Here is a 19663-nt window from a genome sequence, read left to right on the forward strand (position 1 = left end):
GAGGATTCTGCCGATGACCGATACCGCCACGACCAGCGGCGCCGCGTCGCTGTGGGCCACGTTCGAGCTGACACTGAATGGGCCGGCGACCGGTAACCCGTTCCTCGATGTCGAGCTGGGTGCCACCTTCCGGCAGGGCGAGCGCGAGGTAAGGGTCAACGGTTTCTACGACGGGGCCGGGGTCTACAAGCTGCGCTTCCTGCCCGATGCCACGGGCACCTGGACCTACGAGACCCGGAGCAACGTCCCGGCGCTGGATGGCGTGAGCGGCACGTTCGAAGTCGGGGCGGCCAAGCCGGGTCACCATGGTCCGGTAAAGGTCGCGAACCGGCACCACTTCGCCTATGCGGACGGCACCCGCTACATCAACATCGGCACCACGGCCTATGTGTGGAACCTGCAGGGCGATGCGCTGGAGGGGGAGACGCTGGCGACCCTCGCCGCGGCACCCTTCACCAAGATCCGCATGTGCGTGTTCCCCAAGCACTACCGCTACAACGAGAACGAGCCCGAGCGATATCCGTTCAAGCTGGTGACCACGGGCAAGAGCAGGTGGGACGGCAGCTTCGCCGGCGCCGACAAGTATGGCTGGAAGTTCGATTTCACCCAGTTCGAGCCCGAGTATTTCCGCCACCTCGAGCAGCGCATCAACCAGTTGGCCGAGATCGGGGTCGAGGCCGACCTCATCATCTTCCACCCCTATGACCGCTGGGGCTTTTCGCGCATGTCGCCGGCCGAGGATGACCGGTATTTGCGCTACCTCACCGCCCGCCTCGCCGCCTTCCCCAACGTCTGGTGGTCGATGGCGAACGAATACGACCTGATGCCGCAGAAGACGCCGCAGGACTGGGACCGCTTCATCAACATCACGGCCGACAACGACCCCTACGGTCACCTGCTGTCGGTCCACAACTGCTTCAAATTCTACGACCACAACCACAAGCGCATCACCCACGCCTCCATCCAGCGCTCGACGGCCAACATGTCGGCGGTGTGGCGCGAGAAGTACGGCAAGCCGGTCTCGATCGACGAGTGCTGCTACGAGGGGACGATCGCCGAGCTGTGGGGCAACATCACCGGGCAGAAGATGGTGCGCCGGTTCTGGGACGGCGTCGTCAATGGTGGCTACGTCACCCATGGCGAGACCTTCGGCAATGCGACCGACACCATCTGGTGGGCCAAGGGCGGCAAGCTGATCGGCGAGAGCGTCCCGCGCATCGCCTTCCTCCGCCGGATCATGGAGGAGGGGCCGGAAGAGGGGCTTGATCCGATCAAGTCCACGGGCGCCTACCGGATCGCGATGCAGGGTGGGCTCGACAATGTCGTGCTGCAACAGCTGTTCGTGCCGCCCGCCGGCGAGGAGGGCTGGGCCCCGGCCATGGCCTGGTGGCCGACCGCGGGTCAGCCGCACCGCTACTACCTGAGCTATATGGGCGAGAACCAGCCGAGCGAGGCGACCGTCGCCGTGCCGCCCGGGGAGCGCTACAGCGCGACGCTCATCGACACCTGGAACATGACCGAGACGCAGCTCTCTCCAAGCGTGCAGCGCGGCGACGTCCTTCACTTCGCGCCCGCACCCTACCTGGCGCTGCTGTTCAGGCGCATCGACTGAGGACCAGACCATGACCGCCACCGTCGCCAAGTACGATATCTTCGAAGCGAGCTTTGCCGGCCCGTCCTCGGGTAACCCCTATGTCGAGGTGAGCTTCGACGCCGTGTTCTCGCAGAACTCGCGCGAGGTGCGGGTGCCCGGATTCTATGACGGAAAGGGCATCTACCGGGTGCGCTTCATGCCCGACAACGAGGGCGAGTGGACGTTTCGAACCCGCTCGAAGACCGCGGCGCTCGATAGCAAAACCGGATCGTTTACCGCGACGGCGGCCCGAGCCGGCCAGCATGGCCCAGTAGCTGTCGCGAACAAGTTCCACTTCGCCCATGCCGACGGCACGCCCTACTTCCCGTTCGGCACCACCTGCTATGCCTGGACGCACCAGCCGCACGCCATGCAGGCGGAGACGCTTGAGACGCTCGGCAAGGCGCGGTTCAACAAGCTGCGCATGGGCGTATTCCCCAAGGACTATCCGTTCAACACCAACGAGCCGCTGCAGGACGTCTATCTGACGGGTGCCGATGGCAAGCTCGACTTCGACCGGCCCAACACAGCGGCCTTCCGGCATTTCGAGCAGCAGGTCGGCAAGCTCAGGGACATGGGCATCGAGGCCGACATCATCATCTTCCACCCCTATGACCGCTGGGGCTATTCCGCCATGTCGGCCGAGCAGGACTTCCGCTACGTCGCCTATCTCGCGGCGCGGCTCGCAGCCTATTCCAACGCGTGGTGGTCGCTCGCCAACGAGTACGACTTCCTGCTCGATACCAAGCCGATGGCGCGGTGGGACCGCTACTTCCACATCCTCGAAGAGAACGACCCCTACGGGCATTTGAAGTCGATCCACAACGGCGACCAGTCGATGAACTTCGACCATCGCAAGGCCTGGGTCAGCCACGTCTGCATCCAGAACTGGGACGTGAAGCGCACGCCGGAATGGCGCGAGGCCTACGGCAAGCCGGTGGTCAATGACGAGCCGGAATACGAGGGCAATATCTGGCCGAGCTGGGGCAACATCACCGCGCAGGAACTCACCCACCGCTTCTGGACCACGGTGATGCGCGGCGGCTATGCGGGCCACGGCGAGACCTATGCCGACCCTGAGGACCTGATCTGGTGGGCCAAGGGCGGCAAGCTCCATGGCGAGGCGTGGAAGCGCATCGGATTCCTCCGCGCCATCATCGAGGAGGACGTCAAGAACGGCCTGACCCCGATGGGGCACAACGCATCCTGGCCGTGGAGCCGCATCTCCGGCGCCCGCGATGGGCGGGTGAGCTACATCTATTTCGGCGAGCACCAGCCGAACCAGTGGACCACCGGGCTGCCGAAAGACGACGGCGACTACGAGGTCGATCTCATCGACACCTGGAACATGACGGTGACATCAGCCAAGCGCATCCCGGCGCTGATCCCGCATCCGACACGGCATGGCGACGTGGTGCGCGGCGGCACGCCCGACGCGGCGTTCGGCATCGAGTTGCCCAGCAAGCCCTATCTGGCGCTGCGGATCCGACAAGCCTGATGAGGCCTATTTGGTCAGAGCGCTGCGGGCCAACATGACCGCTCCGGTTACCGGAGGTTCGCGCAGCACGTGGACGGACGCGCTTTGGTCGTGCTCGGCGACAGACCGACGGAAGGCATCCAGCAGTCGCGGCTGGTTGACGATGACGCTGCCGGCGACCACGACGTCGGAGCCAACCGCACCGCGGTTGCGCAGCTGCCTGACAAGCTCGGCGAGATGGCGCGCGCCGTCTGTGATGACAGCGTCGGCGAGGGCGGAGCCGGCCTCGGCGGCGGCGAACACTGCGGGGGCGTGCGGGGCCCAATTGTCGACGGTGGGGTCGTCGTTGACGCGGCGGGTCAGACGCTCGGCATCGGCGACGCCGAAATCTGCCAGCAGGTGCCCGAGGAGTCCGTCATCGGGGCGGCCTTCGTCGTTGGCGCGTAGCGCGGCGCGCGTCGCCTCGCGGACGAGGCCGGCGGCGCTGCCTTCGTCGCCGATCACCCAGCCCCAACCGCCTGAGGAGAGGAACCGGCCATCTGCATCGGCGCCAACGGCGATCGCGCCGGTGCCGGCGATGACACCGATACCTTGCGAGAATCCAGCCGCCGCAACGATGAGCGAGGCGTCGTTCACGGCTGTGGTGGCGTAACCGAGCGCCGCGAGCTCACGCTCGAGGTTCTGCCCGGTCTCGCTGCGGTTGATCCCTTGCGCACCGAAGGCGAGCGAGACGATCCGCGCGCCGTTTGGCGTGTGCCGGCGGACGCGTTCGGCGATCCATTTGGCCGCCGCCGGTTCGGGTTCGGCATCCCACTCGAGGCTGGGCTCGGTGACGTCGAGCACCCGGCCACCGCCGACCTGCTCGAGGATGAGCTGGGTCTTGGTGCCGCCGATATCGAGCGCGGCGATCAGGTCATCCATCTCAGGCGACTTTCGTGTCGGTGTGGAAGAACACGAATGCATCCGGATCAAGACCACGCAACAGGGCCGTCTCGACCGCGATCGATTGCATCACCAGCGCTTCGAGTATAGCGCGCTGCGCCGGCGACAGCGCCGGCAGTCGCACCACGCTCAGATGCGGTTCCTCGGCCACGTCGAGTGCGGTGACGAGCAGCGTCTGGTGTCCGGCGCGGGCCAATGTATGGGCCACGGATGCCTCGCGTTCATCGCCCATCAGGACATGGGCAGTGCCGCCCGCAGACTCCATGGCGCCATGAAGATATTGACGGGTGGAAAGGCCGGTGGCGGGGATGCGCGCCACTTCGCGCAGCAATAGCGCGCCGACCTCAGCGGAACCGGCGGAGGGAGCGGCGGCGGCATAGTCGACACCGGCCGCATTACGGAATAGGCCAGCCAGCGTCCTGCCCCGCCGCAGCATCTCGGCTTCCACTGAACGGAAAGCCGTCGGCAACGCCGCCCACGAGGCATCGATCGTGCCGCCGTCCCAGGCTTCCGCGATCATGCCGAGGGCGGCGACGGTGGCCGTGTAGCCGGTAGTCGAAGCATAACTATCGGGGAGCCGGCCAAGTGAGATCGTCGCTTGCGCCGTGTCTGCGATCGGCGAGGGTGCCACATTCACTACGGCCAGCCGAAGCCGTGGCTCGATCGAGCCAAGCACGGCCAGCGTCTCCGAGCTCCGACCCGACTGCGACACGCCGATGATGGCGTGCTCGGTGGCGGGGAAGGGCAGGGGGTGTTCGCCGGCATTGAGCCGCCAAGAGTGGACGCCGCGCGTGCGGAGCACCCAAACGGCCGCCGCCGCAGCAGCATAACTCGCGCCGATGCCGAGAAAGATCGGCCCGGGACCGCTCAGCGTGCCGGCGGTCTGCGCGCGGCGCACCTCTGCCGCAATGGCGGGGATGGCGCCTTCCAGCAATGTTGCCTGCGAGGCACGTGCCTCGGCGAGGGAAATATAGCCATCAACCAATTTCGTTCGTCTCCTCTCGGCACACGCGAGGCGTGCCGCGGTGGTAAAATTCCTTGTTGTCGCGATCAGCGCGCCGAGCCCTTACGCGAGCGCGAGAAGGAAGTGCGGAGGCGGTAGCGGTCGCCGACATACTGGACGGTCGAGCAGAGCAGCGGCCGGCCGGCCGTATCGACAATGTTCTGCCGCATGACGAGGATGGGCTTGCCAACATCGATCCCCAGATGCCCGGCGAGCTCGGCATCGGCGGCATGCGCCTCGATGGTGGTCTCACCCCGCGCCAGGTCGACACCGCTCGAGAGCAGCAACTGGAACAGCGACGCGGTGCGGAAGTCGACGCCCTCGAGATCGGGCTTCAGGGCCACCGGAAAGAACGAGTTGTCGACCGCTACCGGCACGTCATCGAGCCGGCGGATACGGTCGAGGTGGAACAGCGTGGAGCCCGGCGCGATGGAGAGCTCCTCGGCCTCATCGAGCGTTGCTTGCGCCGCCTCGGCCCGCAGCACGTCCGAGGAGGGGACAAGCCCCAGTCGCGCTGCCGTTTCGCTGAACGACTCGAGCGTGTTGGGGAATTCCTTGGGTACGTCGCCGGCAATGTACCAGCCGCGACCGTGCGAGGCGGTGAGCACGCCGTCCTCGACGAGGCTCTGCAGCGCCCGGCGCAGAGTGACGCGGCTGATCGACAGCTGGGTCAGCAGGTCGCGTTCGGCCGGCAACCGCCCGCCATTGGCGAGCTTACCGGTCGAAATCTGATGCATGATCAGGTCCGCGGCCTGCCGCCATAGCGGATCGGGGGAATCCTGATCGAGCATCGCCAACTGCTCCGCGCCCTTGCTCATCGGCTTTACGCCACCTTTTCCCACTGGCCCGTCTTCATCGAGCGGTAACACGCGTCGATGATCCGGTTGACGATCACGCCATCCTCGAAAGTCTCGGACGGGACGGTGCCTGCCGCGAAGTGGTCGATGAAGTGCCGCATCTGCTGCGAGAAGCCATAGGCCCGAGTCTCCTCGGGCACAGGATATACCCAGCCGGTTTCGGCATCGGCCTTCTCGACGGTGTAACCCACCGGGTTCTCGATGAAACCCCAGACCGGGCCTACCGAGCTATCGGTGACGATACGGCCGGCCGAACCGACCAGCTCGTGCCGAAGCTGCATGCCGCCGCGCTCGATCCACGAGGATTCGATGGTTGCGAGCTGCCCGCCTTCGAACTTCAGCAGCGCAATCGCCGCGTCTTCGCCGGTGGTCTTGTCCTTGTGGGCCATGGTCGAGCCCCATGCCATCACCTCGGTGACCTTATTGTCCTTGCCGAAGAAGTGCCGCGCCGATTCGACCGTGTGGCAGCCCATGTCGAGCAGCGCACCGCCGCCGGCCGTCTCGGCATCCCAGAAATGCGGCGCGTGCGGACCGGAATGGCCTTCGCGGGCCCGCATGGTGAGGAGGTCGCCGATGCCGCCCGCCTTCACTATCTCATAGGCCTTGGCGACATTTGGCGAGAACACCGAGCTCTCGGCATAGCCGTGCCAGATACCGGCCTTGTTGGCGACGTCGAGGATCTGCTGCGCCTCGGCCTCGGTGCGCGCCAGCGGCTTGGTACAGATTATTGCCTTGCCGTGCCGGGCGGCGATTTCCACGGCTTCGAGATGTATTTCGTTGGGCAGCGCGATGATGACGATGTCGACCGCCGGGTCGGCGCACACCGCGTCCATGCTCGGCAGCGCCCGGACCTTCCACTTCCTGGCAAAGGCTTCGGAGCGGGCTGGGTTGCGGGACGTGCAGGCGACCAGCTCGGCGTTGCGAACGTCCAGCAAGGCGTCCGCATAGGACTCCGCAATAAAGCCCGAACCGAGCAGTCCCACACCGATCATGTTGATTCCTCCACGCCTTCGCGCCGTCTGTGGTTTGGCATACCTCATAATGCCACTTTGGCAGAAACACCATACCACAGAATCGAAATTATGCCTCTTGTAGCAAGTGGTATGCTGAGGTATCACAACCCGAGGTTCATCTTCGGTTGGCCAGGGCGTGAAGCCCGGGCGCCGCATCGAACGGGGAGAAATGAATGCGAACGATGTCGTGGGGGACTACTGTTTTCGTAGGTGCGCTGGGCGTGACGCTGCTGACGCTGACCAGCGCTGCGCTGGCCGAACCGGTCACGCTGACGCTCGGCAGCTGGCGCACCGAGGACCTGGCCGTGTGGCAGGACAAGGTGCTGCCCGCCTTCGAGGCGGCGCATCCCGACATCAATGTCGAATTCGCGCCGATCAATACAAATGAATACAACGCCGCCATCCAGAGCCAGATCGAAGGCGGCGCCGGCCCCGATCTCATCACCTGCCGGCCGTTCGACGTGAACAACGAGTGGATCGGCCGCGGCTACTTCATCAAGCTAGATGGTCTCGCCGGGCTCGAGAACTTCACCGATACGGCGAAAGCCGCCTGGAGCACCGGTGGGGCGACCTACTGCGTGCCGGTCGCGGCGGTGCTCGCCGGCTTCTACTACAACATCGACATCTTCAACGAGCTCGGCCTCAAGGTGCCGACGACGGCAGCCGAGTTCATCTCGACGCTGCAGGCCATCAAGGACAATGGCAAATACACTCCGCTGGCCGAAGGCTCGGCCGAGTCCTGGCAGCTCGCCTATAACGGGCTCTACAGCATCGGGCCCGCCTATTGGAAAGGCGAGGAGGGCCGGCTGGGCCTGATCGACGGCACCAAGAAGCTGACCGATCCGGATTTCGTTTCCGCCATCTCCGCGTTCCAGGCCTGGAAGCCATTCCTCCCGGCCGGGCAGGAGAGCCTCTCCTATTCCGACATGACCCAGCTCTTCACCCTCGGCAAGGCCGCGATCCTTCCCGACGGCAGCTGGAACATCAACCAGGTGACGGCCACCGGTTTGAATGTGGGTGTGTTCGGCCCGCCTGCCATCGAAGCCGGTGGCCAGCGGTACCTGCAGGAAATGCCTGACATGGCGATCGGCATCAACGCGTCAAGCAAGAACCAGGACGCCGCCAAGACCTTCCTGACCTGGGTCTCAGGCCCCGAGTTCCAGCAGATCTACGTCAACACCGCGCCGGGCTTCTTCGCCATGAGCAACCAGCCGGTGAAGTACGAGAACGCGCTGGCCCAGGCCTTCGCCGATCTTAAGACCGGCGCGTTGCTGACCCCGCGTCTCGCGCTCGATCGGCTGAGCGCCGGCACGCCGCCGCTCGACGACGAGATCTGGCGCCTGCTGCAGGTGATGATGACCTCGGATACGACGCCCGAGCAGGTCGCCGAAGAACTGCAGACCGGCCTCTCGTCCTGGTACTCGCCGCAGATGCCGCAATAGCGGTCCTTGTGGCAGCGCGTGCCGTACCCTCCCGGTCGGCACGCGCTATTTTCCATCGTCCTGCCCCTCGATCAGGAAGGCCTCGCGAGTGATACGCCCAGCCACGGCGCGCCTCAGCCTCATCATCTTCGTGCTGCCGGCCCTCGCGATCTACCTGGGCTTCGCGGTGCTGCCGCTGATGACCTCGATCTTCATGAGCCTGTTCGACACCAAGTCGGGCAGCACCTTCATCGGGCTCGACAACTATTTCTATCTCTTCACCCAGCCGGTGGTGAGCGCCCGCTTCTGGAACGCGCTCTTCAACAATTTCAAGTACTTCGCCATCCACGTCATCGTCGAGGTGCCCATCGGCCTGCTGCTCGCGGCCATGCTGACCTCCGGCGTGCTGCGCCGCAGCGAAGGCGTCTACCGCACGCTGCTGTTCATCCCGGCGATGCTGTCGGTGGTGATCGTCGGTTTCATCTGGCGGCTGATCATCAATCCGCTGTGGGGCATTGTCGGCTTCCCGCTGCTGGGCAACCAGTTCACTGCGCTGCCGACCATCTCGCTGATGGGCGTCTGGCAGTATTTCGGTATCCCCATGGTCTTCCTCTATTCGGCGCTGATCGCCGTGCCCAACGACGTGGTCGAGGCGGCGCGCATCGACGGGGCAGGGCCCTGGCAGATTTTCTGGGGCATCAAGTTCCCGCTGATCGTGCCGCAATTCGGGCTGATCGTGATCCTCACCTTCATCTGGACCTTCAACGGCTTCGACCTCATTTTCGCCCTCAACGGCTCGGCGCCGGGTCCGAACTACTCGACCGATATCCTCGGCACCCTGTTCTACCGCACCTTCTTCGGCTCGAGCGGTCAGCTTGCCGATCTCGATCTGGGTGCCACCGTCGCCACCGTCATCTTCACCCTGATGCTCTGCGTGACGGCCGCCTATTTCTGGCTGGTCCAGCGCCGGCTCAAGGCTCACGCGGCTTAGGGGCGGGCGATGGCTGTGATGACCACTGAACTCGCCCATCAGGAGCGACTGACCCGGGAGCGGAAGCGCTGGGGCTGGGAGCGGTTCGCTGTGCACGCGGTGCTCCTTGCTTTTGTCGCTCTGGCACTGGGGCCGATCCTCATCGTCATCGTCAATTCGCTGAAGACGACGCCGGCCATCTTCGGCGGCCCCTTTGCGCTGCCCACCGCCGAGACCTTCAGCTTGGCCGGTTACGAGCGCGTCTTCACCCGCGGCAACTTCCTCGCCAACTACTGCAACAGCCTGATCGTCACCGTCGGCTCGGTCGTCCTGACGGTGGCGTTCTCGACCCTCGCTGCCTTCGCCCTCGTCGAGTACCGCGTGCGCGGCGTCGCGGTGCTGGCCGGCCTCTTCATCGTCGGCGTCATGCTGCCGATCCGGCTCGGCACCATCCCGCTGATCAAGATCATGATCGCGCTGAACCTGATGGATAGCCTCGTCGCGCTGATCCTCGTCTACACCGCCATGAGCGTGCCGCTCGGCGTCACTCTGATGATGACCTATTTCCGCACCATCCCGGGCGAACTCAAAGAGGCGGCGCGCGTCGATGGCGCCAGCGAGTTCCGCACCTTCACGATCATCCTGCCGCTGGTGCGACCCGGTCTCGCCGCGGTGGCGACCGTCACCATGCTGCCGATCTGGAACGACCTGTGGTTCCCGCTGATCCTCGCGCCCAGCAAGGCCAACCAGACCGTGACGCTCGGCGTCCAGCAGTTCGCCGGCCAGTTCCTCAACGACTATCCGGCGCTACTCGCCGCGCTGACGCTCGGCGCACTGCCGCTCGTCGTCCTCTTCACCGTGTTTTCCCGCCAGTTCATCCGCGGGCTCAGCGCCGGATACGGCAAATGAGCACGCCCGCTATTTTCCCATCGAGCACGAGGCGATTGCCATGAACCACCTGCACGAGGCCCACAACCACGCGGCCCATGGCCAGCCCACAGGCGTCGCTGCCCTGCCGCCGCCTCGCTACCTGCAGGCGCTTACCCCGCTGACTCCGGACGAGATCAACCGCGCGGTCGCCGCGATCAAAGCCGATGCTGACCTCGGCCCCGGCGCGCTCTTTGGCAATCTCGACCTGCGCGAGCCGACGCCTACCGAGTGGCGCGCCCACCTGAGCGGTACGCACCTGCCGCGCGAGGCGCGGATCAACATCTCCCACAAGGAGCGGCCCGGCGTCTGGATGGTCATCGTCTCGCTCGAGACCGACACAATCGTCTCGCGCCGGCACTTCCCGACCGCCAAGTCCGCCTTCCAGGTTGAGCAGCTGCTCGATGTCGAACGTGTGGTGAAGGCCGACCCGCGTTTCATCGAAGCCTGCCGCAAGCGCGGCATCAGCGACATGACCGGCGTCTGCGTCGACAGCTGGTCAGGCGGCAACTTCGGCGACCCCGACGAGGCCGGCCACATGGTCTCCTACGCCCATTGCTGGCTGCGCCTGCGCGCGAACGAGAATTTTTACGCCCACCCGATCGACGGGCTGAACGTCGCGGTCGACGTCAAGACCGGCGAGGTGCTGCGTATCGACGACCACGGCGGCCCGCCGATCCCGATGGCCGAGATCAACTACGATCCCGAGTTCCTGCCCCCGCCGCGCGAGCCGCTGAAACCGCTGAACGTCACGCAGCCCGAGGGCACCAGCTTTACGATGGATGGCAATGCCGTCGCCTGGGACCAATGGACCCTAATGATTGGCTTCTCGCCACGCGACGGCATCATCCTCCATGATATCCGCTATGCCGGCCGCCCCATTGTCCGCCGCGCCGCCCTCGCCGAACTCGTCGTGCCCTACGGCTCGCCCGAGCGCGGGCACTACCGCAAGAACATCTTCGATATCGGTGAGTACGGCTTCGGCAAGTTCAACCACTCGCTGAAGCTTGGCTGCGATTGCCTGGGTGCTATCCACTATCTCGACAGCCACTATTGTGGCCTCGATGGCGGCCTCATCACCATCGAGAAGGGCATCTGCATCCATGAGGAGGACATGGGGATCCTGTGGAAGCACTGGGATTTCCGCGCCGACCGCACTGAGCTCCGCCGCGGCCGCCGCCTGGTCATCTCCTGCGTCAACACCGTCGGCAACTACGAGTACGCCCAGTACTGGTATCTCGACCAGGCCGGCGAGATCAGCTTCGAAGTCAAGGCCACTGGCATCGTCAACACCATGGCGTGCGAGCCCGGCAAGCCGAGCAAGTATGTCGCCGAAGTCGCGCCGGGTCTCACTGCGCCCATTCACCAGCACATCTTCTGCGCTCGCCTCGACATGGCGCTGGATGGCGGCGGCAACAGCGTCGTCGAGGTCAATAGTTTTGCCGAGCCCATGGGGCCGGGCAACGTCCACGGCAACGGCTTCTACGCCACTGAAACAGTGCTGAAGACGGAGCTCGAAGCCGGCCGCCGCGCCAGCGCCGACACGCACCGCACCTGGCGGGTGATCAACCCCAACAAGCTCAACGCTGTCGGCAGGCCGGTGGGTTATCGCCTGCACGCCAAGGATTGCGTCACGCCGTTCCTCGCTGAGAACGGTCCCTCCGGTATCCGCTCCAACTTCATCCGTAACCATATCTGGGTGACGCCGTACCACGAGGACGAGCGGTACCCGGCCGGCGAATATGTCTGCAATTCGGATGGCTCGGACGGGCTCGCCGAGGTCGTCAAGCAAAACCGCCCGGTCGAAAACACCGATATTGTGGTCTGGCACTGCTTCGGCCTTCACCACGTCGTGCGGCCCGAGGACTATCCGGTGCAGCCCTGCATGTCGGCCGGCTTCGCGCTGATGCCGTCGGGATTCTTCAACCTCAACCCGTCCAACGACTTGCCGCGCGAAACCAATACGGCGAGCGTGCTGGCCGATGGCGACGGCGTCGCCTGCCACTGCTGATGCTGCTCGCCCAGTCCAGCCCGGTCGGCCAGACCACATGGCCCGCTTTCGCCGCCGTTGCGGCGGCGACCGCGGTGGGCTGGGCGGCGCTCATTGCCATCGGCACCACCGGGCTCGAGGCCATCTGCGGCGGCAGCGGCTTGGGTCTCGCCGCGGCGACCGCGCTGATGTGGGGCCTCATGGCCGCCACCATGATGCTGCCCTGCGCCGTCCACGAGATCTGCGACGCCGCGCAGGACGGCTGGCGCTCCGCCACCCGGTTCGCGCTGCGCTGCATCGCCCCATCGACGCTGCTCGCCGTCGCCGCAGGGGCAGCACTGGGACCAGCGCCCATCGGCACCCCGGCCCTGCTATCGATCGCAGGCCTGGCCTTCATCGCCGAGGCCTATTGGTCAGCCCGACCGACCAGCCTCACCCGCCTCGGCTCGGCCGTCGCAATGATCTGCCTGCAACTGATCGGCGGCGCCATGGATCTCGGTTGGATGGCCCTCGTCGCCGTCTGGATGCTCGTCCTGGCCCTCGCACCGGCGCGCCGCCTCGTCACGGCTGTCACCGGCAGCACGCTGCTCGGCCTCGCCGTCTTTGGAAATTTCTGACGTCCGCGTGAGACGGACTGCCGAATGAGGAGGAACCATGCCGCTCAAATCGATCAACCCCACCACCGGACAGCTCATCGCCGACTACCCCGCTGACGGCGCCGCCGACATCGATCAGAAGCTCCAGTCCGCCTGGGACGCCTGGCTCACATGGAGCCGCACCCCGCTCGCCGAGCGCAGCGCCCTGATGACGCGCATCGGTGATCTGCTCGAGCAGCGGGCCGACGAATACGCGGCGTTGATCACCACCGAGATGGGCAAGCCCATCGGCGAGGCCAAGGCCGAGGTGCTGAAGTCCGCCACCGGCGCCCGCCACTTCGCCGCCGAAGGCCCAGCCTACCTCGCCGATCACCCAATCCCCGGCACGCCCTCGCGCGTCCGCTACCAGCCGCTCGGCCCCATCTTCGGTATCATGCCGTGGAACCTGCCGTTCTGGCAGGTGCTGCGCTTCTTCATCCCCACGGCACTGGCCGGCAATGTGGTGCTGGTCAAGCATGCCGAGACGGTGCAGGGCTCCGCCCGCGCCATCGAGGCGCTGGTCCGCGATGCCGGCGGCCCGGCCGGCCTTTACACCAACCTCGCCATCCCCAACGAGACCATCGCCGACACCGCCCGCCGCATCGTGCTCGACAGCCGCGTCCGCGCCGTGACGCTCACCGGCTCGACTGCGGCCGGCCGGGCGGTCGCGGAGGCCGCGGGCTCGGTGGGGAAGAAAGTCGTGCTCGAGCTCGGCGGCTCCGATGCCTTCATCGTCTTCGCCGACGCCGACATGGACAAGGCCGTGAAGCTCGGTGTCGTGTCGCGCTACTCCAACAACGCGCAAAGCTGCATCGCCGCCAAGCGCTTCCTCGTCGAGCGCCGCGTGTTCGATGCCTATGTCCAAAGCTACGCCGAAGCCGCCGGTGCTCTCGTCGTCGGCGATCCTATGGATGCCACGACCAAGCTCGGCCCGATGGCCCGGGCCGATCTCGTCGACACGACCGACCGCCAGGTGCGCGACGCCGTCGCCGCCGGCGGCCGCCTCGTCTCCGGCGGCAAGCGCCGCGCCGGCCCCGGCAACTTCTACGAGCCGACGGTAATCATCGGCCCCGACCCGCACTCGCCGATCATGCAGGAAGAGTTCTTCGGCCCCGTCGCCCTGTTCTTCCCCTTCGACAGCGAGGACGATGCCATCAGCCTCGCCAATGCCACCGAATACGGGCTCGGCGGCGCCGTCTGGACCGCCGACGCGGGCAAGGCGCAACGTGTCGCTGATCGTCTCGAAGCCGGCGCCGTCTTTATCAACGATTTCGTCCGCTCCGACCCCCGTGCCCCCTTCGGCGGCGTCAAAGGCTCCGGATTCGGCCGCGAACTCGGGGCTCTTGGCGCGCGAGAGTTGACCAACGCAAAATTGGTGTGGGGAAGCTGACCAAGCAGAACTCGAGCACCTTACAGTCCCGCGGCGGCGCGCAGCGTCTCAATCGGGCTCTCGTGGAAAGTTTCCGCGTGGTAGGCCGCGAAACGCCCCAAGTGAAAGAAGCCGGCGTCCGTGGCGATCTGCGCTACCGTTTTCGGCTGTCCATCGGGTCGAAGCATCGCCCGGCGCGCCCGGCCCAGCCGGTGTTGTCGCAGCCAGACGCGCGGGCTAACCCCCGTCGACTCGATGAAGGCCTGCCGGAGGACATGCTGCGGCACCCTCAGTTCGTCGGCGAGAGCGGCGACGCTCAGGCCATCGTACGGCATGTCGTCCACGCGCTTGCGCGCACGGCTGAACAGCGCGTGGGCATAGGACTCGCGCAGGTGCACGACGGTGCCGTGGCCTGCATGTCTGCATAGCTCGGATATCCGCTCCAACAGCATGGCTGGAAGCACCCGCTCGAGCGCACCGGGGGACCGGCGCAGCGTTTCGGGCGCTGACGAGATTACCGAGGAAATCCAGCGGGCCAGTTCGTCGGCTTCCGGATAGGCCGCGATTGGGCCGATAGCCGGCAGTTTTCGGAAATCGATGTCTGCGAACGCGGCCTCGTCGGCGACCAGATAGAAGGAAGAGCTCTGGGCTGTTCCTGTCGACAGGTCGATCTGGTGCCCCCCGCGGTGCAGAAACAGCTGCGCCGAGGACTTCTGCCCATTTATCCGGCCGTGGACCATCTCATTGTGAACGATGATGGCAACCTTGCCGGGCGGTGGCGAGGTCGACTCGGCGACATCGACATTCAGTCGCTCCTCACCAACCGAAACGCGCCCGAAATTGAGGAATGCGGCGGCACCCTCGAAGCGTCCACGGCCGACCTGGATATAGCGCTGCTCCCAACCGGCCAGCGCGCCTTCCTGTTCGGATGCGTCGGCGAAGGACCTGGCGATGAAGGTTGCAGAGCGGGGCACGGATTGGATCTCCGATCTAGGACCGTAGCGTCCGCTCAAGACGCGGGCAAGCTGTGGATTTGCCTATTGTATAGGCAAACATTTCTCCGAAAGCGGATTTCCGGACCGTCGGGGCGGTGATTGGGATGCGGTCTTATCGTGATGGAGACCCGAATGGCCCACAAACTGTCAGTTGCGCTCTGCGCTGCATGCCTCATCGGAAACGCAGCACTGGTGGGAAGCGCGCTCGGCGAGGACACCGAGTTCGTGCCCGAGACCGTTTCGACCAAGGAGAGAATGGACCCGGGGCCCAATGTCTTCGTCAACATGCAGAACTGGCGCGGCGGGCCGAGCGCGGTCTACTTCTATTCCGCCGACGACCTCACCCTGAAGGGCAGTGTCTCCGGTGGCGCCCAGAGTCACTTCGCCGTCTCGAAGGATGGGAACACCGTTTACCTCGTGTCCGGGTTCTACTCGCGCCTCGCATCGGGCAGCGGCGAGCACGTCCTCCAGATCTTCGACGTCCCCACCAACACGCTGAAGACGGAGATCGTCCTTCCCTTCAAGGTGACGCAGTACACGGACGACAAGGCGCTGTTGCAACTGAGCGCCGACGAGCGGTTCCTCTACGTGCAGAACGCGACGCCTGCCACCTCGGTGACGGTTGTCGACCTGCAGAAGGGCTCGGTCGCCCAGGAGGTTCCCTCGCCGGGGTGCTTCGGTATCTACCCGACGCTCGAAGGCTACGGCTATTCGACCATCTGCAATGACGGCGCCTTCACCACGTACTCACTCGGCGAAGACGGCACGACCTTCGAAAGCCAGAAGAGCGACAAGATCTTCGACCCCGACAGCGACCCGATCTACCTGGCGTCCGATCGCGCCAAGGGCGACCTGCTGTTCGTCTCGTACCATGCCAATGTCTACCGGCTGTCCGACCGGGATGGGGTGGTCAAGTCAGTCAGCGTCACGCCGATGGCCGAGGGTGTCGAGGGGAACTGGGGCACGAGTGGCTACAGCGTCGTCGCCTACAACGATGCCAACAACATCCTGTTTGTGCCGATGGCGGCCGATCACCATGACGGCAGCCACTATCACGGGGCGACCGAGGTGTGGGCCTACGACCTCGAGAACAAGGCGCTTCTCTATCGCTCCAACGTCGATGACCTCAACGGCATCCACGTCACCGACGGTGCCGTGCCGACCCTGTACGGCGTCAGCATCGGCAGCTCCAAGGTCTTCAAGTACGAGGTTGATCCGGCGGCCAGGTTCGCGGTCAAGAAGGCCGCCGAGCAGTCGGACTTCGGTTTTGCCACGACGCTGACGAGTTCGCCATGACGGAGAGCTCGATCGGGTCGCTGGTGTCCGCGGCGACCACCGTCTTCATCGTCCTGATCTTTGTGCGGGCCGTTTGGCACAAGCTCGGGGCTTTCACCGAGTTCACCGGTTTTGTGGCCGACTACAAGCTGTTCGGCGAACGGCTCGTGCGGCCGGTGTCGATGGGGATCGTGGGGGCGGAGCTCGCGGCTGTCCTGCTGCAACTGGTGCCAGGCGCGCAGGCGGCCGGCCTGCTTGTGGCCGCCGCGTTGCTGGCCCTCTACGCCGGCGCCATGGCCGTGAACATCCGCCGCGGACGCACCAGCATCGAGTGCGGCTGTGGCGGCGCGGTCCAGCCCCTGTCGTGGACGCTTGTCGCGCGCAACGCCATCCTCGCGCTGCTCGCCATCGGAGCGGCCATGCTCGGCCCCTATGCCCTCGACGTCGCCGGCGCGATTGCAGCCATAGCGTGCGGCGTCTCGCTCTGGATTGCCTTCCTGCTCGCCGAGCAGGTTATCGCCAACTCATCCGCAGCTCGGCTCTCGCGCTGACCTGATCCAGGAATCCAAGACATGAACCTCATCATCTTTGCACTTGTTGCGCTCTTTCTGATGGTTGTCGCTCAGACGATCGCCCTGTTGGCCCTTGGCCGCCAGGTCGGCATCCTGTTCGAACGCGTTTCGCCCATGGGTGCGCTGGTCAACGACTCGGGCCCCGAGGTCGGCCAGCAGACACCGCTGTTCAACCTGCCCAGCCTCACCGGCGGCGCAGTCGCGCTGGGACCAAGGCCCGGTCGATCGACGCTCGTCTTCTTCCTCTCCCCGACCTGTCCCGTCTGCAAGAAGCTGCTGCCGATCATCAAATCGGTCCGCAAGGCGGAGGGGAGCTGGCTCGATGTCGTGTTCGCGAGCGACGGCGAGAAGGCGCAGCACCAGCGCTTCATCGAGACCGCCGAACTCTCGAGCTACCCCTACGTCGTGTCCACGGAACTCGGCCTCGCCTATCGCGTGGCCCGGCTGCCCTACGCGGTCCTCATCGACCAGCACGGCATCATCCGCGCCAAGGGCCTGATCAACAGCCGCGAGCAGTTCGACAGCCTCTTCAATGCCTTCGACATGAACGTCGGGTCGATCCAGTCCTACCTGGACCAGCAGCCGGCCGTTCAGCACTAGCGGCGCGGGATACGCGACCCGACAGCCCCTTCAAGACGGAGAGCCACAGTGGCCAGCTTTATCGACAATGTAATGGAATGGATGGACACGATGGCGGAGGCAAAAGCGCGCCGCATCGCCAGCGTCGCCGGCCGCCGCAGCTTCCTGCAAAAGGCAGGCTGGGCACTCGTCGGGGGCGCCGTCCTGCCCATGCTCCCCTACGACAATTCGAACGGCGTTGCCTTCGCCCGAGGGCTGGGTGAGCCCGACGAGCTTCCGACCGACTGCGAGTATTGGCGATACTGCTCGCTGCACGGGACGCTTTGCACCCAATGTGGCGGGTCGGTGACGCAATGCCCCCCTGGTTCGACGCCGTCCAAGGTCGCCTGGGTCGGCACCTGTCGCAACCCCAACGACGGCAAGGACTATCTCGTCTCCTACAACGATTGCTGCGGCAAGGGCGGCAGCTGTGGCGACGGCGGCTGCTCGCGCCAGGAAGGCGACCGGCCCGGCTATCGCATGGGACTCGCCAGCGAATCCAGCTGGTGTGTGGCCAATGGCGATAAGGGCATCCATTGCACCCTCTCGGTGGTCGTCGGTATCGCCGAATGAGACTTTCGCCCATTCCAGTCGTGCTGGCGCTGCTCGCGGCGCCGGCTCATGCGGGAGAGCCCGGCGAGCTGCTCTTCAACGACAACTGCAGCGGCTGCCACCAGCTCGCTGGCATGGGGTCGCCCGGTCTCGCGCCACCACTGGTGGATGGGGAGCTCTGGGGTGCCTTGGGTGACAAAACCGGGCGCTACTTCGCAGGCGTTCTCATGGGCGGCCTGTCGGGAACCATCGTCATCCAAGGCAACACCTATGCGGGACTTGCCATGCCAGCGCAGGAGTGGATGTCGGACGAGGATATGTCGGCTGTGGCGGACTATGTCCTCAACGATCTCAACGGCCTGGACCTAGCCATCTCGCCCGAGCGGTTTGCGGAAATGCGGGCGGCTCCGCTCACTCACGCCGAACTGAGATCCCTTCGGAAGGGATTGCTGCCATGACGCGGACGCTGCTCTTGCTGGCATCGCTCGTCTTCGCGACGGGTGTAGTGGCCGCTGATCGAACGGCTCAGACCAACTATGTGCTGCGCTGCATCGGCTGCCACGTCGCGGACGGTACCGGGTTACCAGGCGCGGGAATACCCAACTTCGTCGATCAGGTAGGGGTCTTTGCGGGGCTGCAGGAGGGCAGGGCGTACCTGATGCATGTCCCCGGCGTCATCGGCTCGAGCCTTTCCGATGTAGAGATCGCGGACTTGCTCAACTACATCATGGAGACGTGGGCGGGGCCCTCACTGCCCCCGAACTACGTGCCATTCTCGGCGGACGAGGTGGCGACGCTTCGTGTGACCAAGGTCGGGAATGTCGTGAAGTACCGGCGCATCGTTGCCGAACGTCTGGCCGCAGCCGGGCTTGAGCTGCCGGAATACCCTTGGCCGTAGGTAGAGACCTGGTCCGACGCTCGGACGAATTTGTCCGGGCATCTGCCATCGGACACTCCCCGGGAGCGCATTTCAAAGCTTTGGATTAAGGGCTAAGCGGCTCGCCCCATCAGGTCTTTCCCTGATGCGTAATTCTGCGGAGGCCGTGGCTTCAACTACGATCGATGCGTCTCTGAGGCCGAGGTACCACCCCGGCCTCATTCTCGGGTCTAGTAGCCCGATTTACCCGGCGGTCCGATCTCTGGCTTCCCTGGGGCGCCGAAGATATCCGGCCGGCCCTTGTCGCCAGGCTCCTTGAAGCGCGACGCGACCAGAACTTTCGGTGCTTCGGCCGGCGACTTCATGACCAGAAATGCGAGTTCATCGCCCGATTGCTCGATCGAGTCGACCTGGGGGATCTTTGGCACGTCCCCCTTTGGAACGGACGCCAAGGCGCCGTGTGACAACAACACTGAAAGTGAGGCGACACCTTTAGCAAATGTCTTTAGCCATTTTGCCATTTGTGTAGGTCTCCTA

The 19663-nt window shown here is 65.2% G+C and carries 20 protein-coding genes; 14 read left to right on the plus strand and 6 right to left on the minus strand.

Features of this window, described 5'->3' with window-relative positions; all coding sequences use genetic code 11:
- Window positions 1-13 precede the first annotated feature (13 nt).
- Entirely contained in the window at window positions 14-1612 is a 1599-nt protein-coding gene (locus ACOYW5_RS21240) for a DUF5060 domain-containing protein (protein ID WP_423066869.1), read from the plus strand.
- A gap of 10 nt (window positions 1613-1622) precedes the next feature.
- Window positions 1623-3131, plus strand: a complete 1509-nt coding sequence (locus tag ACOYW5_RS21245; protein WP_423066870.1) for a DUF5060 domain-containing protein — start codon at window positions 1623-1625, stop codon at window positions 3129-3131.
- A 6-nt stretch (window positions 3132-3137) separates the two neighbouring features.
- On the opposite strand, the gene ACOYW5_RS21250 is transcribed toward ACOYW5_RS21245, so the two are convergent.
- From ACOYW5_RS21250 to ACOYW5_RS21265, 4 genes are all read right to left on the minus strand, one after another.
- On the minus strand, window positions 3138-4031 hold the full coding sequence (locus ACOYW5_RS21250) for an N-acetylglucosamine kinase (RefSeq protein WP_423066871.1): 894 nt from the start codon (window positions 4029-4031) through the stop codon (window positions 3138-3140).
- Between the two features lies 1 nt (window position 4032).
- The gene (locus ACOYW5_RS21255; protein ID WP_423066872.1) at window positions 4033-5037 is read right to left on the minus strand and encodes an SIS domain-containing protein; all 1005 of its coding nucleotides are present in this window, start codon (window positions 5035-5037) and stop codon (window positions 4033-4035) included.
- 65 nt (window positions 5038-5102) lie between these two features.
- A complete protein-coding gene (locus ACOYW5_RS21260; RefSeq protein ID WP_423066873.1) occupies window positions 5103-5873 on the minus strand; it encodes a GntR family transcriptional regulator in 771 nt (256 codons plus the stop codon).
- A gap of 5 nt (window positions 5874-5878) precedes the next feature.
- Window positions 5879-6904 (minus strand): Gfo/Idh/MocA family protein, encoded by a 1026-nt coding sequence (locus ACOYW5_RS21265; protein ID WP_423066874.1) that lies wholly within the window; start codon window positions 6902-6904, stop codon window positions 5879-5881.
- A gap of 194 nt (window positions 6905-7098) precedes the next feature.
- Between ACOYW5_RS21265 and ACOYW5_RS21270 the strand changes: the two genes are divergently transcribed.
- The 6 genes from ACOYW5_RS21270 to ACOYW5_RS21295 all read left to right on the plus strand — a co-directional run bounded on the left by ACOYW5_RS21270 (window position 7099) and on the right by ACOYW5_RS21295 (window position 14258).
- Window positions 7099-8367, plus strand: coding sequence for an ABC transporter substrate-binding protein (locus ACOYW5_RS21270; RefSeq protein WP_423066875.1), 1269 nt, complete (start codon window positions 7099-7101; stop codon window positions 8365-8367).
- Window positions 8368-8455: 88 nt separating this feature from the next.
- A complete protein-coding gene (locus ACOYW5_RS21275; RefSeq protein WP_423066876.1) occupies window positions 8456-9337 on the plus strand; it encodes a carbohydrate ABC transporter permease in 882 nt (293 codons plus the stop codon).
- A gap of 9 nt (window positions 9338-9346) precedes the next feature.
- On the plus strand, window positions 9347-10225 hold the full coding sequence (locus tag ACOYW5_RS21280; RefSeq protein ID WP_423066877.1) for a carbohydrate ABC transporter permease: 879 nt from the start codon (window positions 9347-9349) through the stop codon (window positions 10223-10225).
- A 40-nt stretch (window positions 10226-10265) separates the two neighbouring features.
- The gene (locus ACOYW5_RS21285) at window positions 10266-12254 is read left to right on the plus strand and encodes a primary-amine oxidase (RefSeq protein ID WP_423066878.1); all 1989 of its coding nucleotides are present in this window, start codon (window positions 10266-10268) and stop codon (window positions 12252-12254) included.
- Complete coding sequence (locus ACOYW5_RS21290; RefSeq protein ID WP_423066879.1) at window positions 12254-12850, plus strand: hypothetical protein; 597 nt, start codon at window positions 12254-12256, stop codon at window positions 12848-12850. The genes ACOYW5_RS21285 and ACOYW5_RS21290 overlap by 1 nt, the downstream gene beginning before the upstream one ends.
- A 37-nt stretch (window positions 12851-12887) precedes the next feature.
- Window positions 12888-14258, plus strand: a complete 1371-nt coding sequence (locus tag ACOYW5_RS21295; protein ID WP_423066880.1) for an NAD-dependent succinate-semialdehyde dehydrogenase — start codon at window positions 12888-12890, stop codon at window positions 14256-14258.
- 20 nt (window positions 14259-14278) lie between these two features.
- Here the strand turns inward: ACOYW5_RS21295 and ACOYW5_RS21300 are convergent, their stop codons facing one another.
- Entirely contained in the window at window positions 14279-15211 is a 933-nt protein-coding gene (locus ACOYW5_RS21300; protein WP_423066881.1) for a helix-turn-helix domain-containing protein, read from the minus strand.
- 153 nt (window positions 15212-15364) lie between these two features.
- Here ACOYW5_RS21300 and ACOYW5_RS21305 point away from each other — a divergent pair, with 153 nt between their 5' ends.
- The 6 genes from ACOYW5_RS21305 to ACOYW5_RS21330 are packed head-to-tail and all read left to right on the plus strand — an operon-like array spanning window position 15365 to window position 19147.
- Window positions 15365-16528 carry an amine dehydrogenase large subunit gene (locus ACOYW5_RS21305; RefSeq protein WP_423066882.1) on the plus strand — a complete coding sequence of 388 codons (1164 nt, stop codon included), beginning with the start codon at window positions 15365-15367 and terminating at the stop codon, window positions 16526-16528.
- Window positions 16525-17058 carry a MauE/DoxX family redox-associated membrane protein gene (locus tag ACOYW5_RS21310; RefSeq protein WP_423066883.1) on the plus strand — a complete coding sequence of 178 codons (534 nt, stop codon included), beginning with the start codon at window positions 16525-16527 and terminating at the stop codon, window positions 17056-17058. Before ACOYW5_RS21305 ends, ACOYW5_RS21310 begins: the two co-directional genes overlap by 4 nt.
- A gap of 21 nt (window positions 17059-17079) precedes the next feature.
- Window positions 17080-17679, plus strand: coding sequence for a methylamine dehydrogenase accessory protein MauD (gene mauD, locus ACOYW5_RS21315; protein WP_423066884.1), 600 nt, complete (start codon window positions 17080-17082; stop codon window positions 17677-17679).
- 48 nt (window positions 17680-17727) lie between these two features.
- Entirely contained in the window at window positions 17728-18270 is a 543-nt protein-coding gene (locus tag ACOYW5_RS21320) for a methylamine dehydrogenase light chain (protein WP_423066885.1), read from the plus strand.
- Window positions 18267-18707: a c-type cytochrome gene (locus ACOYW5_RS21325; protein ID WP_423066886.1), complete on the plus strand. Its 441-nt coding sequence runs from the start codon at window positions 18267-18269 to the stop codon at window positions 18705-18707. The genes ACOYW5_RS21320 and ACOYW5_RS21325 overlap by 4 nt, the downstream gene beginning before the upstream one ends.
- Window positions 18704-19147 carry a c-type cytochrome gene (locus ACOYW5_RS21330; RefSeq protein WP_423066887.1) on the plus strand — a complete coding sequence of 148 codons (444 nt, stop codon included), beginning with the start codon at window positions 18704-18706 and terminating at the stop codon, window positions 19145-19147. Before ACOYW5_RS21325 ends, ACOYW5_RS21330 begins: the two co-directional genes overlap by 4 nt.
- A 209-nt stretch (window positions 19148-19356) precedes the next feature.
- Here the strand turns inward: ACOYW5_RS21330 and ACOYW5_RS21335 are convergent, their stop codons facing one another.
- Window positions 19357-19647, minus strand: a complete 291-nt coding sequence (locus tag ACOYW5_RS21335) for a hypothetical protein (protein WP_423066888.1) — start codon at window positions 19645-19647, stop codon at window positions 19357-19359.
- Window positions 19648-19663 lie beyond the last annotated feature (16 nt).

It is taken from the genome of Devosia sp. CN2-171 (assembly GCF_049354815.1).
Taxonomy (GTDB): Bacteria; Pseudomonadota; Alphaproteobacteria; order Rhizobiales; family Devosiaceae; genus Devosia_A.

Excerpts from the sequence above, each read along its gene's own strand:
- ACOYW5_RS21240 (WP_423066869.1), top strand. The coding sequence starts at position 14 with ATGACCGATACCGCCACGACCAGCGGCGCCGCGTCGCTGTGGGCCACG.
- ACOYW5_RS21245 (WP_423066870.1), top strand. The coding sequence starts at position 1,623 with ATGACCGCCACCGTCGCCAAGTACGATATCTTCGAAGCGAGCTTTGCC.
- ACOYW5_RS21250 (WP_423066871.1), bottom strand. The coding sequence starts at position 4,031 with ATGGATGACCTGATCGCCGCGCTCGATATCGGCGGCACCAAGACCCAG.
- ACOYW5_RS21260 (WP_423066873.1), bottom strand. The coding sequence starts at position 5,873 with ATGAGCAAGGGCGCGGAGCAGTTGGCGATGCTCGATCAGGATTCCCCC.
- ACOYW5_RS21265 (WP_423066874.1), bottom strand. The coding sequence starts at position 6,904 with ATGATCGGTGTGGGACTGCTCGGTTCGGGCTTTATTGCGGAGTCCTAT.
- ACOYW5_RS21270 (WP_423066875.1), top strand. The coding sequence starts at position 7,099 with ATGCGAACGATGTCGTGGGGGACTACTGTTTTCGTAGGTGCGCTGGGC.
- ACOYW5_RS21280 (WP_423066877.1), top strand. The coding sequence starts at position 9,347 with ATGGCTGTGATGACCACTGAACTCGCCCATCAGGAGCGACTGACCCGG.
- ACOYW5_RS21285 (WP_423066878.1), top strand. The coding sequence starts at position 10,266 with ATGAACCACCTGCACGAGGCCCACAACCACGCGGCCCATGGCCAGCCC.
- ACOYW5_RS21290 (WP_423066879.1), top strand. The coding sequence starts at position 12,254 with ATGCTGCTCGCCCAGTCCAGCCCGGTCGGCCAGACCACATGGCCCGCT.
- ACOYW5_RS21295 (WP_423066880.1), top strand. The coding sequence starts at position 12,888 with ATGCCGCTCAAATCGATCAACCCCACCACCGGACAGCTCATCGCCGAC.
- ACOYW5_RS21305 (WP_423066882.1), top strand. The coding sequence starts at position 15,365 with ATGGCCCACAAACTGTCAGTTGCGCTCTGCGCTGCATGCCTCATCGGA.
- ACOYW5_RS21310 (WP_423066883.1), top strand. The coding sequence starts at position 16,525 with ATGACGGAGAGCTCGATCGGGTCGCTGGTGTCCGCGGCGACCACCGTC.
- mauD (WP_423066884.1), top strand. The coding sequence starts at position 17,080 with ATGAACCTCATCATCTTTGCACTTGTTGCGCTCTTTCTGATGGTTGTC.
- ACOYW5_RS21325 (WP_423066886.1), top strand. The coding sequence starts at position 18,267 with ATGAGACTTTCGCCCATTCCAGTCGTGCTGGCGCTGCTCGCGGCGCCG.
- ACOYW5_RS21330 (WP_423066887.1), top strand. The coding sequence starts at position 18,704 with ATGACGCGGACGCTGCTCTTGCTGGCATCGCTCGTCTTCGCGACGGGT.
- ACOYW5_RS21335 (WP_423066888.1), bottom strand. The coding sequence starts at position 19,647 with ATGGCAAAATGGCTAAAGACATTTGCTAAAGGTGTCGCCTCACTTTCA.